This window comes from Thioclava sp. FR2 (genome assembly GCF_051200875.1).
Lineage (GTDB): Bacteria > Pseudomonadota > Alphaproteobacteria > Rhodobacterales > Rhodobacteraceae > Pseudotabrizicola.
In genome coordinates this window covers 3162342-3175741 of sequence record NZ_CP195191.1, presented here as the reverse complement: position 1 = coordinate 3175741, position 13400 = coordinate 3162342, and the positions used below count along the sequence as shown (strand labels likewise).

Annotated in this window: 16 protein-coding genes; 10 read left to right on the top strand and 6 right to left on the bottom strand. The window is 60.8% G+C overall.

Annotation, left to right across the window (positions count from 1 at the left end):
* Nucleotides 1-104: 104 nt before the first annotated feature.
* Nucleotides 105-536 (bottom strand): hypothetical protein, encoded by a 432-nt coding sequence (locus ACSBLW_RS15260; protein ID WP_435257454.1) that lies wholly within the window; start codon nt 534-536, stop codon nt 105-107.
* Entirely contained in the window at nt 536-2185 is a 1650-nt protein-coding gene (locus ACSBLW_RS15255; protein ID WP_435257453.1) for a 4Fe-4S dicluster domain-containing protein, read from the bottom strand. Before ACSBLW_RS15255 ends, ACSBLW_RS15260 begins: the two co-directional genes overlap by 1 nt.
* Before the next feature lie 279 nt (nt 2186-2464).
* On the opposite strand from ACSBLW_RS15255, the gene greA reads away from it, so the two are divergent.
* Both greA and ACSBLW_RS15245 read left to right on the top strand, forming a co-directional pair.
* The gene (gene greA, locus ACSBLW_RS15250; RefSeq protein ID WP_435257452.1) at nt 2465-2935 is read left to right on the top strand and encodes a transcription elongation factor GreA; all 471 of its coding nucleotides are present in this window, start codon (nt 2465-2467) and stop codon (nt 2933-2935) included.
* A gap of 25 nt (nt 2936-2960) precedes the next feature.
* Entirely contained in the window at nt 2961-3974 is a 1014-nt protein-coding gene (locus tag ACSBLW_RS15245) for a hypothetical protein (protein ID WP_435257451.1), read from the top strand.
* A gap of 64 nt (nt 3975-4038) precedes the next feature.
* On the opposite strand, the gene ACSBLW_RS15240 is transcribed toward ACSBLW_RS15245, so the two are convergent.
* On the bottom strand, nt 4039-4995 hold the full coding sequence (locus tag ACSBLW_RS15240; RefSeq protein ID WP_435260132.1) for an L-threonylcarbamoyladenylate synthase: 957 nt from the start codon (nt 4993-4995) through the stop codon (nt 4039-4041).
* Nucleotides 4996-5104: 109 nt separating this feature from the next.
* On the opposite strand from ACSBLW_RS15240, the gene ACSBLW_RS15235 reads away from it, so the two are divergent.
* The 5 genes from ACSBLW_RS15235 to ACSBLW_RS15215 all read left to right on the top strand — a co-directional run bounded on the left by ACSBLW_RS15235 (nt 5105) and on the right by ACSBLW_RS15215 (nt 9192).
* Nucleotides 5105-6817, top strand: a complete 1713-nt coding sequence (locus ACSBLW_RS15235; protein WP_435257450.1) for an acyl-CoA dehydrogenase — start codon at nt 5105-5107, stop codon at nt 6815-6817.
* Nucleotides 6814-7836 (top strand): MBL fold metallo-hydrolase, encoded by a 1023-nt coding sequence (locus ACSBLW_RS15230; protein ID WP_435257449.1) that lies wholly within the window; start codon nt 6814-6816, stop codon nt 7834-7836. The genes ACSBLW_RS15235 and ACSBLW_RS15230 overlap by 4 nt, the downstream gene beginning before the upstream one ends.
* Nucleotides 7818-8312: a DUF6173 family protein gene (locus ACSBLW_RS15225; RefSeq protein ID WP_435257448.1), complete on the top strand. Its 495-nt coding sequence runs from the start codon at nt 7818-7820 to the stop codon at nt 8310-8312. The genes ACSBLW_RS15230 and ACSBLW_RS15225 overlap by 19 nt, the downstream gene beginning before the upstream one ends.
* Nucleotides 8313-8412: 100 nt before the next feature.
* Complete coding sequence (locus tag ACSBLW_RS15220) at nt 8413-8547, top strand: aa3-type cytochrome c oxidase subunit IV (protein WP_435257447.1); 135 nt, start codon at nt 8413-8415, stop codon at nt 8545-8547.
* A 27-nt stretch (nt 8548-8574) separates the two neighbouring features.
* Nucleotides 8575-9192 (top strand): hypothetical protein, encoded by a 618-nt coding sequence (locus ACSBLW_RS15215; RefSeq protein ID WP_435257446.1) that lies wholly within the window; start codon nt 8575-8577, stop codon nt 9190-9192.
* On the opposite strand, the gene ACSBLW_RS15210 is transcribed toward ACSBLW_RS15215, so the two are convergent.
* Together ACSBLW_RS15210 and ACSBLW_RS15205 are read right to left on the bottom strand one after the other, a co-directional pair.
* On the bottom strand, nt 9193-9516 hold the full coding sequence (locus ACSBLW_RS15210; RefSeq protein ID WP_435257445.1) for an AzlD domain-containing protein: 324 nt from the start codon (nt 9514-9516) through the stop codon (nt 9193-9195).
* On the bottom strand, nt 9506-10225 hold the full coding sequence (locus tag ACSBLW_RS15205) for an AzlC family ABC transporter permease (protein ID WP_435257444.1): 720 nt from the start codon (nt 10223-10225) through the stop codon (nt 9506-9508). Before ACSBLW_RS15205 ends, ACSBLW_RS15210 begins: the two co-directional genes overlap by 11 nt.
* Before the next feature lie 68 nt (nt 10226-10293).
* On the opposite strand from ACSBLW_RS15205, the gene ACSBLW_RS15200 reads away from it, so the two are divergent.
* Nucleotides 10294-10893: a GNAT family N-acetyltransferase gene (locus ACSBLW_RS15200; RefSeq protein WP_435260131.1), complete on the top strand. Its 600-nt coding sequence runs from the start codon at nt 10294-10296 to the stop codon at nt 10891-10893.
* Between the two features lie 140 nt (nt 10894-11033).
* Nucleotides 11034-11459, top strand: a complete 426-nt coding sequence (gene mscL / locus ACSBLW_RS15195; RefSeq protein ID WP_435257443.1) for a large conductance mechanosensitive channel protein MscL — start codon at nt 11034-11036, stop codon at nt 11457-11459.
* 211 nt (nt 11460-11670) lie between these two features.
* Here the strand turns inward: mscL and ald are convergent, their stop codons facing one another.
* On the bottom strand, nt 11671-12789 hold the full coding sequence (ald, locus tag ACSBLW_RS15190; RefSeq protein ID WP_435257442.1) for an alanine dehydrogenase: 1119 nt from the start codon (nt 12787-12789) through the stop codon (nt 11671-11673).
* Between the two features lie 150 nt (nt 12790-12939).
* Here ald and ACSBLW_RS15185 point away from each other — a divergent pair, with 150 nt between their 5' ends.
* Entirely contained in the window at nt 12940-13398 is a 459-nt protein-coding gene (locus tag ACSBLW_RS15185; RefSeq protein WP_435257441.1) for an Lrp/AsnC family transcriptional regulator, read from the top strand.
* Nucleotides 13399-13400: the final 2 nt, after the last annotated feature.

Genomic DNA, 13400 nt, shown 5'->3' with positions numbered 1-13400 from the left:
GGTCTCCTCGCCTTGCGGCGGTATCGCTGTTCAGGGAAAGCTAGCCCCCAGCCGCCCCCGAGGCAATGGCAAGCGGCGCTTGCATGGCCGTGATCGCGCGTTTGTCAGAATGACGTCACAAGGAAAACCAGCAAGGCCACGAAACAGGGAAGAAGGGCCAGAACGATCACCCAATTGATCCAGTCACGCGCCGGTTTGGCCGCAAGGACCGGATAGCGCAAAGGCCATTTCCCCTTGCGCGCGGCCAAAGCCATGGTGCTGACAGCCACCGGCATCCGGACACCAAAAAGATAGGGCACCGCAATGGGCCAGCCAAATCGACCCGCCCGGCTTCCGACATGATGGTGAAAAGCTGGCTCATACCCCGCCAGATCGACGTCAAAGGCCGCACCGAAATCGGACATGAACCCTTCGGCCTCGGCCCCGTCAAGTTGCAGCGCGGCGAACACATCTGCCCGATCCAGCGCCCCAAGCTTTCGCCCAGAGCGCTTTTGGATGAAGGCCAGTATGTCCTCGTCGCGCGGCCCGTTTTCCATCACATATTCGGATAGTTCGGCCCACCCGCACCCTGCGGCGTGGTCCAGGTGATGTTCTGGCTTGGGTCTTTGATGTCACAAGTCTTGCAGTGCACGCAGTTCTGGAAGTTGATGACAAAGCGCGGATCCTTGCCCTCTTCTGCCACCACTTCGTAAACGCCGGCCGGGCAATAGCGTTGCGCCGGTTCTGCATATTTCGGCAGGTTCACCGAAATCGGGATCGACGGGTCTTTCAGCTTCAGGTGCGCGGGCTGCGCTTCGTCATGGTTCGTAAAGCTGAAGGCCACATTGGTCAGCCGATCAAATGACAGCTTTCCATCCGGCTTGGGGTAGTCAATCGGCTTGAAGTTCTTGGCCTCACCTGTGGCTGCCGCATCCGTTTTGCCATGCCGCAGGGTGCCGAACAGGCTGAAGCCAAGCGTGTTCGTCCACATGTCCAGACCGCCGCCGATCAGCGAGGCAACGAGACCGTATTTTGACCACATCGGCTTGACGTTACGGACCTTTTTCAGGTCTTTGCCAATCGCGCCAGTCCGCACTTCCGTTTCATAGCTCGAAAGCTCATCGCCCGAACGACCCGCATTGATTGCCTCATGCGCGGCCTCTGCGGCAGCCTTGCCCGACAGCATGGCATTGTGGTTGCCCTTGATCCTCGGCACGTTCACCATGCCGACCGAGCAGCCCAGCAAAGCCACGCCCGGAGCCACCATCTTTGGCATCGACTGATAGCCGCCCTCGGAAATCGCCCGCGCCCCATAGGCCACGCGCTTGCCGCCTTTCAGCAACTCGGCCACCATCGGGTGATGCTTGAAGCGCTGGAATTCCATATAGGGGTAAAGATGCGGGTTTTCGTAATTCAGGTGAACCACGAAACCAACGTAAACCTGATTGTTTTCCAAGTGATAGATGAACGACCCACCACCGGCATTGCTGCCCAAGGGCCAACCCATCGTATGCGTAACCGTACCCTCGCGGTGCTTGGCCGGGTCAATCTCCCAGATTTCCTTCATGCCGATCCCGAACTTCTGCGAGCAATGGCCCTTCGACAGTTCGTATTTGGCGATCACTTCCTTGGCCAAAGACCCGCGCACGCCTTCTGACAGGAAGACATACTTCCCCAAGAGCTCCATCCCCGGCTCATAATTCGGCCCCGGTTCACCCGTCGCAGGATCACGCCCGAATTCGCCCGCTACCACGCCGGCCACGCGGTCACCGTCATAAACAAGCTCGCTGCACGACATGCCGGGGAAGATTTCCACACCCAAGCCTTCGGCGACGCCCGCCATCCAGCGGCAGACGTTGCCCATCGAGACGATGTAATTGCCGTGGTTGTTCATCAACGGCGGCATCGGAAAGTTCGGAATGCGGATCTGCCCGGCCGGGCCAAGCATGTAAAAGTTGTCTTCTTTCACAGGCACCTTGATCGGTGCATCCATGCTGCGCCATTCCGGCAAAAGCGCGTCCAACCCGCTTGGGTCCAAAACTGCGCCTGAAAGAATATGCGCGCCGACTTCAGACCCTTTTTCCAGCACAACGACCGACCGGTTCGGATCAAGTTGCTTCAGCCGGATCGCGGCTGACAGGCCTGCAGGCCCCGCCCCAACGATCACAACGTCGTATTCCATCTTCTCGCGCACGATCTGGCTCATCGCTTGTCCTTCATGCCGGGTCTTCGCCCGAATTTCCGTTTGAATCCGCTGCCCCTGTCATTGCCCCATGGGAAGCCTTGGGTCAACCGTGACGCAACATCACGTTTCCGCATTGCAGCACTGCCGCAATTTTCTTTCCCATAGGCGACAGGCCGCCGCTTTCCTGCGCCATCCCCTCTTGCATTTGCCATGCGCATCCGCTTGGGTAGGCGCAACAACACATGGGCCATGGCTTCCGGGTGCGGGGGCCGTGGTTCTTCTTTTCGTGGAATGAGGACGATGGAAAAGATCCCGATGACCCGTGGCGGCTTTGATGCGCTGGACGGAGAGTTGAAGACCCTGAAAACGGTCGAGCGTCCTGCCGTGATCCGTGCCATTGCAGAGGCACGCGAACATGGCGACCTTTCGGAAAACGCCGAGTATCACGCCGCTCGCGAAAAGCAGTCTTTCATCGAAGGCCGCATCAAAGAGCTGGAAGGTATCCTGTCGCTGGCCGAGGTGATCGACCCGTCGAAGCTCTCGGGCGCGATCAAGTTCGGCGCAACCGTGACACTGGTCGACGAAGACACCGATGAAGAAAAGACCTACCAAATCGTCGGCGAAACCGAAGCTGATATCGAACGCGGGATGCTCAACATCCGGTCTCCGTTGGCCCGCGCCCTGATCGGCAAGGACGAGGGCGACAGCGTCGAGGTGAAAACACCGGGCGGTGACCGCAGCTACGAAGTGGTGACGATCCGCTATATCTAACGCCTGCGCGAAGGGAACTGGGGCAATGCCCGAACGCGAGGATAAAATTTCCGATCCGGGATTGGTCATACTGGCCGAGCCCAGCAAGTTCACGGTCACCGAAGGCGTTGCCGGCGCCTTGTCCGTTGTCTGGGTGATTGCCGTCTTGGCCTATGTGTTTTCTGCGCCTGAAGGCACGGGGACGCTGGGTCTTGTGATGACTCTTCTGGTCGTCTTTCTGCCCTTGGCGCTGATCTGGGCGGCGGCCACGACCTTGCGTTCCGTGCGAATCCTGAGGGCCGAGGCCGCGCGGCTACAAGCCTCGGTCGATGCCATGCGGACCGCCTATGTTCAAAGCCAGCAATCTGGCGGAAGCCTGAAACCCTCGGTCGAACGCAAGATCGAGGAATTGGCCCATGCCGCAAAACAGGCCGAAACAGCGCTTGCGACCTTTTCAACGCGACGCGACACCGGTCTTACCGTGCCGTCGGCTGACCGCAAGTCCGCGCTTGTCGCCCCGACGCAATCGCCCCCAGCCGAAGAGCAACCGGGCCTGGCCTTGGGCACGCCCGCCGATGCCTTGCGTTCGCCCCTTTCGATTCCCGACTTCATTCTGGCCCTGCAATTCCCGGAAAGCCCTGACGACAAGGACGGCTTCCGCGCCCTGCGGGCCGCCTTGGAAGACCGCGAAGTGGCCAAACTGATTCGGGCCGCGCAAGACGTGCTGACCCTGCTCAGCCAAGAAGGCATCTATATGGATGACCTCCGGCCCGATCGCGCCCGCCCCGAACTCTGGCGGCGCTTTGCCGCAGGCGAACGCGGCAAGGGCGTTGCAGCTGTCGGAGGAGTGCGGGACCGCTCCTCTCTCGCCCTGACCGCAGGCCGGATGCGTGAAGACCCGGTCTTCCGCGATGCCGGACACCATTTCCTGCGCACCTTTGACCGGACGCTTCAGCAGTTCGAAAAGAACGCAACCGATGCCGAGATTGTCGAGCTTGCCGACACCCGAACGGCCCGCGCCTTCATGCTGTTTGGCCGCGTCATGGGCGTCTTCGACTAAGAACCCTCAGCGCCGCCCAATTTCCTTGAAAGGAAATTGCAAAATTCTTCAAAGAATTTTGGGGCTACCCGCGCGGGGCCGCTGCCCGGCGCAGCCGGTCGTTGATGGCACGGCCCAAGCCCGTTTCTGGCACCGGGGCGAAGGAAATCCTGCCCTCTGGCCCGGCAAGGGCATCTGCGTCGCGCAGGGTCTGGAACAAGGCTGCAGCCGCCTCGACCAAATCCCCCTTGGCCGACAAAGTCAGGTCCGCGCCCGCACAATCCGGACCAAAACCCACCCAGATTTCCGCACCCTCTCGCGCGACCGCCCCAAGGCGCACGGGTGCATCCGGCGCATAATGGCTGGGCAATTGTCCCGGCGCATTGGGCAAAGCCCCAGGTCCACCCACCGCAATCGCCCCCAGCATCGCCTCCAGCTCTTCCACCGGAATGCCGCCGGGTCGCAAAAGGGCCGGAGACCCATCCAGACCAAGGATGGTCGATTCCAGCCCCACGGCACAGGCCCCGCCATCCAGAATGGCCTCAATCTTGCCGCCAAGTCCCTGGCGCACATGATCCGCCGTAGTGGGCGACACCTTTCCCGATGGATTGGCCGAGGGCGCGGCAACCGGCCCGCCAAAGGCACGCAACAAGGCCTTGGCAAGCGGATGCGCGGGCATCCGTATCGCAACGGTTGGCAAACCCGCCGTCACCAGCGGCGACAATCCCGCACTCGCTTTCACGGGCAGCACCAAGGTCAGTGCTCCCGGCCAAAAGGCGCGCGCCACCGCTTCGGCGCGCTCATCAAACTCGGCCATATCCCGCGCCATCGCCATATCCGGGACATGGACGATCAACGGGTTGAACCTAGGCCGCCCCTTTGCCTCGAAAATCCGCGCCACCGCCGTGCCGTTCCGCGCATCCCCGGCCAGCCCGTAAACCGTCTCAGTCGGCATCGCGACCAGCCCGCCCGCCCGCAAGATTGCGGCAGCCTGACCAATCCCTTCATCGGTCGCAGCAAGAAACTGGGTATCCAAGACCATGTGACGTAGCGTAGGGCTTGAGTGGTCGGCCCCCATGGCTAACCTGTCATGCGTGCCAATAGACCTGACCGGCCCGTTTGCCAAGGCTTGCAGAATTTTCGAGGACCCCATGCCCTACCGCGCCCCTGTTTCCGATTTCCGCTTCCTTCTGGACCATGTCGTGGGATTTTCCCATGTCGCGGCAACGGATCGCTTTGCCGATGCTTCCGCCGAGACGGTCGAGGCGGTCCTGACCGAAGCCGGGAAACTTGCGGAAACCGTGCTCGCGCCGCTGAACCGCGCAGGCGACCAAATCCCGGCCAAGCTGGAAAACGGCGTGGTCCGCACATCCCCCGGTTTTGCTGATGGGTATAAGGCGCTGGCCGAAGGCGGATGGGTCGCCGTGGCAGCCGGGCCGGAACATGGCGGCATGGGTCTGCCACTGACCGTGGCCACGGCTGTCAATGACATGTTCTCTTCGGCCTGCCTGTCACTGCAATTGAACCCGCTGCTGACCCAAGGCCAGATCGAAGCCCTGGAGCATCACGCCAGCGACGACTTGAAGGCGCTTTACCTGCCCAAGCTGATTTCGGGCGAATGGAACGGCACGATGAACCTGACCGAGCCGCAGGCCGGGTCGGACGTCGGCGCGCTGCGGTCAAAGGCCGAACCAAATGGCGACGGCACCTACGCCATCTCGGGTCAGAAGATCTTTATCACTTGGGGCGATACGGATTTCCTGTCGAACACAGTGCACCTTGTTCTGGCCCGCTTGCCCGATGGCACTGCCGGAACCAAGGGTATCAGCCTCTTCCTCGTTCCGAAATTCCTCCCCGATGCCAATGGCAACCCCGGCAAGCGCAATGCACTGCAAGTGGTCAGCCTTGAACACAAGCTGGGCATCCATGGCAGCCCGACTTGTGTCATGCAATATGATGGCGCGACCGGCTGGCTTGTCGGCGAGCCGCATAACGGCATGGCCGCCATGTTCACCATGATGAACAACGCTCGTCTGGGCGTTGGCATGCAAGGCGTAGGGCTTGCAGAGATTGCCTATCAGCAAGCGCTGGACTACGCCCAAAACCGTGTGCAGGGCAGAACCGCAGAGGCCGGGCAGACCGGCATCATCGGCCATGCCGATGTGCGTCGAATGTTGGCCACAATGAAGGCAGAGGTCTTCTCCTCCCGCGCCATTGGCCTTGCCTGTGCTGTCGCCATCGACATGGCCAACGCCACCGGCAGCGCCGAATGGAAGTCCCGCGCGGCCCTTTTGACCCCCATCGCAAAGGCCTATGGCACGGATGTCGGCGTATCCGTCGCATCCGAAGGTGTGCAGATCCACGGCGGCATGGGCTTTATTGAAGAAACCGGCGCGGCCCAGTTCCTGCGCGATGCTCGAATCACGCCGATCTACGAAGGCACGAACGGCATTCAGGCGATGGACCTTGTCGCCCGCAAGATGATGGATGGCGGCGACGCGGCCTTCCGCCTGATCGGTGAGATCGAAGCCGACGCCAAAGCCGCCCGTGACGTTCTGCCTGATCTGGCCGAAGACGTCTGGGGCGCCGCCGAAACCCTGCGGGAGGCGACCGAAGCCCTGATTTCACGCGATCTGAACGACCGTTTCGCCGGGGCCGTGCCTTATCTCCGGGCCTTTGCCCTGACCTTGGGCGCACATTTCCATCTGAAAGCCGCCCGCGCCGAAGGCTCGAACGGACCGCGCACGAAACTCGCCCGCATCGCGATCAAGCGACTCTTGCCGGAACATGCCACGCTCTTGGTTGAAGCCGCCGAAGGGGCAGCCGATCTTTACGCTTTGTCGCCCGAGGATCTGGCTGCATGAGCATGATCCGCTTTCCCTTCGAGGCCACCCCGCCCGAAGGGGAGGTTCTGGAAGTGGCCGAGGGCATCCTGTGGATCAGGCTGCCCCTGCCCATGGCGCTGGACCATGTGAATGTCTTTGCACTGGATGATGGCGATGGCTGGACGATCCTCGACACTGGCCTGAATACAGGCCGCGGTCGCGCGATCTGGGAAAAACTGCTATCCGGGCCACTGTCGGGCAAACCTGTCCGCCGCTTGATCGTCACCCACCACCACCCCGATCACGTCGGGCTGGCCGGGTGGTTTCAAGCGCGTGGGGTAGAGCTTTGCATGACCCGCACCGCTTGGCTTTACGCCCGGATGCTGACGCTGGACGAACAGCCAAAGACCACGCCACAGGGTATGGCCTATTACACCCGCGCTGGTGTGCCCCCCGACCTGCTGGCCAAACGCGCCGAAGAACGCCCCTTCAACTTTTGCGATGTCGTTTACCCGATGCCGGTTGGCCTGACCTCGCTGACCGAAGGGCAAAGCCTTCGGATGGGCGGGCGCGACTGGACAATCCGTCTGGGGTCGGGCCATGCGCCAGACCATGCAACCTTCTGGTCGAACGACCTCATCCTTGGCGGCGACCAGCTTTTGCCCGGCATTTCCGCCAATATCGGAGTCTACCCGACCGAGCCCGAGGCCGACCCGCTCAAAGACTGGCTGGAAAGCTGCGCACGGTTTCAACCCCTTGCCCGTGACAACCAGTTTGTCCTGCCCGGCCACAAGTTGCCCTTCTATGGCCTGCCCCTGCGCCTTTCCCAGATGATCGAAAATCACCTTGGCGCGCTGGATCGCCTGCGCGATCACCTGACCACGCCGCGCACCGCACATGGTTGCTTTGCACCGTTGTTCAAACGCGAAATTGGCCCCGCTGAATACGGGCTGGCCTTGGTGGAAACTGTCGCCCACCTGAACCATCTCTTGCGCCGGGGTGATGTTTCGCGCCACCTTGACGGGCAAGGAGCATGGCAATGGCAATCGAACCCGTAACTGATATTTCCACCACCGCTGAACTGGCAGAAGGCGAAGCGCTGCCACGCGCTGCCGCTGTCCATTCAGACCCCGAAGCCCCGGCAAGCGCAGAACAAAAACCGCTTCCCCGCGCCATGTCCCGGCGCCCGGTAAAAGAGAAAAGCGAGGCCGAATGGGCCTATGAGCGCGTCATCCTATACATCCGCAATTTCGAGGAGCAACTCGACAGTGCCGAAGAGGTGGCCATGGGCTTTGCAGGCGGCGATGCGGGCGTGCTGCAAATCGAAGGTGTCGGCTTTTTCGAACCCGATATCCTGACCTTCTATGGCTACGATGAAGACGGGCTGAAAACCCAACTCATCCAGCATGTCAGCCAGCTGAACGTCGTCTTGCGCGCCATCCCGAAGCTTGAACCCGAAGAACCCGCTCGCCGGATCGGGTTTCAACTGGAGCGCGGCTGGCTCGGCGGCGATGCGGGCGACGGCTCCGCCTGAAACCCATATGTAACAGGCATCTTTGTCGCGCATTGCGCCCCGTGACAGCCGGAACTGAATCAGTTATGGCAAAGACAACACTTTCGGAAGGGACTGAAAAATGGCCGAACACAAGCATGGCAGCATGGATATCCGCGTTCAGGAAAAGACCTTTGCAGGCTTCATCCGCATGGTCATGTGGGGCGCTGGCATTTCGATCGCGACGCTGATTTTCATGGCACTCGTCAACGCCTGATTCCTCTAGAACTTAGTTGGTTTCAATATGTTTCGTCTGCTGATTGCCGTTTTGGCTCTGACAACGCTGGTCGCCTGTGGCGGAGCAGAACCCAAATGGGCATCAGACGAAGCCGTGGCTCAGGCCCGCTACGTCCATAGCGGGCCAACCGCCATTACGCTGTTTACGGTCACTTCGACCCGCAACGGCAGCGGCGCACATTCCGGTCTGATGATCAACGGCTCTGAACGGCTGATCTTTGACCCCGCCGGAACGTGGCACCATCCCAAACTGCCAGAACGGAACGATGTGCATTTCGGCATGTCTCCGAAAATGGTCAGCTACTACATCGACTATCACGCCCGGGAAACTTACGACGTCTGGGAACAGACCCTGCTTGTCAGCCCGGAAACCGCGGCGCTGATCACCCAAAAGGTCAAGGCTTACGGTGCTGTGCCAAAGGCGCAGTGCAGCAAGTCAATCTCGTCGATCCTGACCGAGGTGCCGGGCTTCGAAAGCCTGCCAAAGACATGGTATCCACGCCAGTTCATGGAAGCCTTCGGCGAAATGCCGGGCGTGATCACGGTCAAGCACACCGATAACGACACCGACGACAATCACGGTGTTCTGCTGGTGCAGGCCGGCGATCCTCGCCTGAAAGACTGATCAAAGCCAAAGCAAGCTGTACAAGGTGGCGCCGCCCGCAAGGATGGCGCCAATCACGCTGCGCGTGACAATTCCCACCAACAGCGTGACACAGGCCGCCGCAAGACGCGGAACATCTGTCACGCCATCGGTCGCCGGGGGCCACAGCACCGCAGGGGCAACCAAGCCCGGCAGAATAGCCACAGCCGTGTAGCGCAAGGCGCGGCGCAACCCCGGCGGCAGGGGCCGATTTCCCAGCACACCCAGAAACGAAAACCGGATCAGGAAAGTGCCAATCCCCAAGATCGGCACAACAGTCCAGTACAGCGCCGGATCAACCTTCATCTGCCCGTCCCCTCCGCTCCAGCCAGATCTCTGACCCGGCCCCTGCGGCCATTGCCAATACCGCCGCAACCAGCAATCCGGTGCCATAGGGCATCCCCGCCAAAAGCAAGGCGACCAGAATAGACACCCCCGCCGAAATCACATGCGGAATGCTGCGCAGCATCGGCGCGGTGATCGCCAAAAAGGTAATCGGCACCGCAAAATCCAAGGCATATTCCGGTGGAATCGCCTGACCGATCATCGCACCTGCCATCGACGCGCCAAACCACAAGGGCGCAATCGGCGCGACAGAGCCGAAGAAAAACGCAACCTTCTCGCCAAGCGACTGATCTGGACGCTTTTCAAACTCGACCGTGCTGGCGGCAAAGCTTTGATCCACAAGGAAATAGGCCATCAACACCCTTGTTCCCAAGGGCGCGCCCCCCAAATGCGGGGCCACGGCCACGGAATACATGACCATCCGCAGATTGACCGCCAAGGATGTCGCAAGGATCACCAGCACAGGGGCCTGCTCCTGCATCAATTGCAGCGCGGCAAATTGCGATGCCCCTGCAAAGACGCTGACCGAAAACAGCATGACCTTCAAAAGGTCCAATCCAGCCTCGGTCGCGACCACGCCGAACAACAGGGCAAATGGCACGACAACAATGATAAACGGTGCCGAGGCGAGGCATCCGCGCAAAAATGCTTTGGTCTTGGGGCTGGCCATAATCCGGGGACTTTACCGTTCTGTCCGGAAGGCTTAGGCATTTTCACAGCCAAGCGAAAGAGGGAACCATCCGGGTGCTGGTCAGACACAGCTTACCAGAGCGCTACCGCGAAGACGCCGCCCGTCTGTACTGGCAAGCCTTTGGCAGCAAATTGGGCCGGATCCTTGGCCCGGAACCGCGCGCCGTTGCTTTCCTGACCCGCGCCTTGCGACCGGATCACTGCCTTTATGTCCTTGGCGATGATGGGGCCCTACTCGGCATCGCAGGCTTCAAATCCCCAGCAGGAAGTTTCGCCAGTGGCTCAGCCAATGATCTTCATGCCGTCTATGGGCGCTTTGGCGGGCTTTGGCGACAGCTTCTTCTGCGGCTTCTTCAAAGCGAAGTCGACAATGACCGCTTCCTGATCGACGGCATCTGCGTCGCACGGGAATGGCGCGGCCGCGGCATCGGTTCAGCCCTTGTTGATGCGCTGGTCTCCGAAGCCCGTTGGCGCGGTTACGACACCGTCCGTCTCGACGTGATCGACGCCAATGTGCGCGCCCGCGCGCTTTACGAACGCATGGGCTTTGCCCCTTGGAAAAGCGAAACCCTGGGCTGGCTGCGTCACGTCTTCGGCTTCACCCGCTCGACCACAATGGTGCGCGAGTTGACGTCACGCGCAAGCTAACCCAGCGGCACAGACGAGACTTTCAGATAATTCCCCCTGCCAATTATTCAGACTCTGTGCAATATTCATTGCGCCACATACCGGGGGCACACCAAAACTCACGATCGCCGGAACAGGCGGCGGACAAAGGGAACAGTAATATGCTTAACGAATTCAAGAGCTTTATCGCCAAGGGCAACGTCGTTGACCTTGCCGTAGGTATCATCATCGGTGCGGCCTTTACGGCCATCGTCAACTCGCTGGTTGCCGACCTGATCAACCCCATCATCGGCCTCGTCACTGGCGGGATCGACTTCTCGAACCTCTTCATCGACCTTTCGGGCACCAACCCAGCCTCTCTCGCCGCCGCCAAAGAGGCCGGTGCACCTGTCTTCGCCTATGGCGCCTTCCTGACCGCCGTGATCAACTTCCTGATCATCGCTTGGGTCGTGTTCCTGCTGGTCAAGGCCGTCAACCGCCTGAAAGAAGCCACCGCCAAGAAAGAAGCCGCCGAAGCTGCAGCCGCTCCGGCTGGCCCGACCGAACTCGATATCCTGATGGAAATCCGCGACTCTCTTAAAAAGTAACCGGCCTTCCGGCCAAGTTTACCCGTATTTCAACAAATGAAGACTGAACGGGCGACGGACCTTCCGCCGCCCGTTTTCTTTTGGCCAAATGCCCCAAAAACAAAGCCTGCCGGTCTCAAGACCAGCAGGCAATCGGGGCACATCGGCCCCGAGGGAGAAGAACACCCCTTCTTGGGTGGGGGCGCCCTTTCGCCTAAGGGCGGGAGGACCCTCAGAGTTTCATCGCGGCATCGGCGCTGATCGAAGGAAGACCAAGCGCCTCGCCAACGGCTGCATAGGTCAGCTTTCCGGCGTGGGTGTTCAGACCAGCCTTCAAATGCGGATCATCGGCGCAGGCCTGCTTCCAGCCCTTGTCCGCCAAAGCCAGCATGAACGGCAGCGTGGCATTGCCCAAGGCAATGGTCGAGGTCCGCGCCACTGCCCCCGGCATGTTCGCCACGCAGTAATGCATGATGCCATCAACCTCATAGATCGGGTCTTGGTGCGTCGTCGCCCGGCTGGTTTCAAAGCACCCGCCCTGGTCAATCGCCACATCCACAATCGCGGCCCCCGGCTTCATCGTCGAAAGCTGCGCTTTCGAAACCAGCTTCGGCGCGGCGGCACCGGGAATCAGCACAGCGCCGATCACCAGATCTGCCTCTGCCACCAGTTCCGCAGTCGCCCCGGCGCTGGCATAGGCGTTTTTGAAATCGCGGCCGAACACATCGTCCAGATAGCGCAGGCGCGGCAGCGAACGGTCCAGCACGGTCACATCCGCGCCCATCCCGGCGGCAACCTTGGCCGCATGGGTGCCAACAACACCGCCGCCAATCACAACCACTTTCGCCGGTAAAACGCCCGGCACGCCGCCCAGCAGTACACCCCGGCCACCATTGGCCTTTTGCAGCGTCCATGCACCGACTTGCGGCGCCAGACGCCCCGCCACTTCCGACATCGGCGCCAGCAGCGGCAAACCGCCTGCGCGGTCGGTCACGGTTTCATAGGCAATCGCCGTCACACCGGACTTCAGCAAGTCACGGGTCTGCTCCGGGTCCGGTGCCAGATGCAGATAAGTGAACAAAAGCTGCCCTTCGCGCAGCCGGGCACGCTCCACCGCCTGCGGCTCCTTGACCTTTACGATCATGTCCGAAACCGCAAACACCTCATCGGCGCTGGCCAAGATCTTGGCCCCCGCCGCAACGTAATCTGCGTCCGTAAAGCCCGCCCCCATCCCGGCATTGGTTTCAACCACGACCTCGTGGCCATGGCCAACCGCCTCACGGGCTGCATTCGGGGTCATCCCAACGCGGAATTCCTGCGGCTTGATTTCCTTGGGGCATCCGATCTTCATTTTATCCTCCCTGCCGAACTCTGGGCCGGCTTATTCAGAAAGGATCACCCGACTCAGCCGCAATTGCTTTGAAACATCGGTGACAGACGCCCCAGTATTTCGTAGGATCATGCGGAATTTGGCTCAGTCTTCGAAGAAAATCCCGCCGCTATGGATCTTGACGCAACCGACCGCCGCATCCTGAATGTCCTGCAAAAGGAAGGCCGCATCACCAATGCCGAGCTTTCCGAACGCGTGAACCTTTCGCCGTCAGCCTGCCACCGCCGCACCCAAAGGCTGGAGGAAGAAGGCTACATCGCCGCTTTCGTGGCCCTGCTCGAGCCGCGAAAACTAGGCCGCAACACCACTGTCTTTGTCGAAATCACGCTGGAAGGTCAGGCCGAGGAACTGCTCGACGCCTTCGAGCGCGAGGTCGCCCGCATCCCCGACATTCTGGAATGTCACCTGATGGCAGGCAGCGCCGACTATCTGCTAAAAATGATGGTCGAAGACACCGAAGACTTTGCCCGCATCCATCGCCAATTCCTGTCCCGCCTGCCCGGCGTGCGGCAGATGCAATCCTCCTTCGCCCTGCGCACCGTGCTAAAAACCACCGCGCTTGCGGTCTAGTG

What these genes read in the sequence shown, in the direction of transcription:
- ACSBLW_RS15260 (WP_435257454.1), bottom strand. Translation starts at nt 536, where the DNA reads ATGGAAAACGGGCCGCGCGACGAGGACATACTGGCCTTCATCCAAAAG.
- ACSBLW_RS15255 (WP_435257453.1), bottom strand. Translation starts at nt 2,185, where the DNA reads ATGAGCCAGATCGTGCGCGAGAAGATGGAATACGACGTTGTGATCGTT.
- greA (WP_435257452.1), top strand. Translation starts at nt 2,465, where the DNA reads ATGGAAAAGATCCCGATGACCCGTGGCGGCTTTGATGCGCTGGACGGA.
- ACSBLW_RS15245 (WP_435257451.1), top strand. Translation starts at nt 2,961, where the DNA reads ATGCCCGAACGCGAGGATAAAATTTCCGATCCGGGATTGGTCATACTG.
- ACSBLW_RS15240 (WP_435260132.1), bottom strand. Translation starts at nt 4,995, where the DNA reads ATGGTCTTGGATACCCAGTTTCTTGCTGCGACCGATGAAGGGATTGGT.
- ACSBLW_RS15235 (WP_435257450.1), top strand. Translation starts at nt 5,105, where the DNA reads ATGCCCTACCGCGCCCCTGTTTCCGATTTCCGCTTCCTTCTGGACCAT.
- ACSBLW_RS15230 (WP_435257449.1), top strand. Translation starts at nt 6,814, where the DNA reads ATGAGCATGATCCGCTTTCCCTTCGAGGCCACCCCGCCCGAAGGGGAG.
- ACSBLW_RS15225 (WP_435257448.1), top strand. Translation starts at nt 7,818, where the DNA reads ATGGCAATCGAACCCGTAACTGATATTTCCACCACCGCTGAACTGGCA.
- ACSBLW_RS15220 (WP_435257447.1), top strand. Translation starts at nt 8,413, where the DNA reads ATGGCCGAACACAAGCATGGCAGCATGGATATCCGCGTTCAGGAAAAG.
- ACSBLW_RS15215 (WP_435257446.1), top strand. Translation starts at nt 8,575, where the DNA reads ATGTTTCGTCTGCTGATTGCCGTTTTGGCTCTGACAACGCTGGTCGCC.
- ACSBLW_RS15210 (WP_435257445.1), bottom strand. Translation starts at nt 9,516, where the DNA reads ATGAAGGTTGATCCGGCGCTGTACTGGACTGTTGTGCCGATCTTGGGG.
- ACSBLW_RS15205 (WP_435257444.1), bottom strand. Translation starts at nt 10,225, where the DNA reads ATGGCCAGCCCCAAGACCAAAGCATTTTTGCGCGGATGCCTCGCCTCG.
- mscL (WP_435257443.1), top strand. Translation starts at nt 11,034, where the DNA reads ATGCTTAACGAATTCAAGAGCTTTATCGCCAAGGGCAACGTCGTTGAC.
- ald (WP_435257442.1), bottom strand. Translation starts at nt 12,789, where the DNA reads ATGAAGATCGGATGCCCCAAGGAAATCAAGCCGCAGGAATTCCGCGTT.
- ACSBLW_RS15185 (WP_435257441.1), top strand. Translation starts at nt 12,940, where the DNA reads ATGGATCTTGACGCAACCGACCGCCGCATCCTGAATGTCCTGCAAAAG.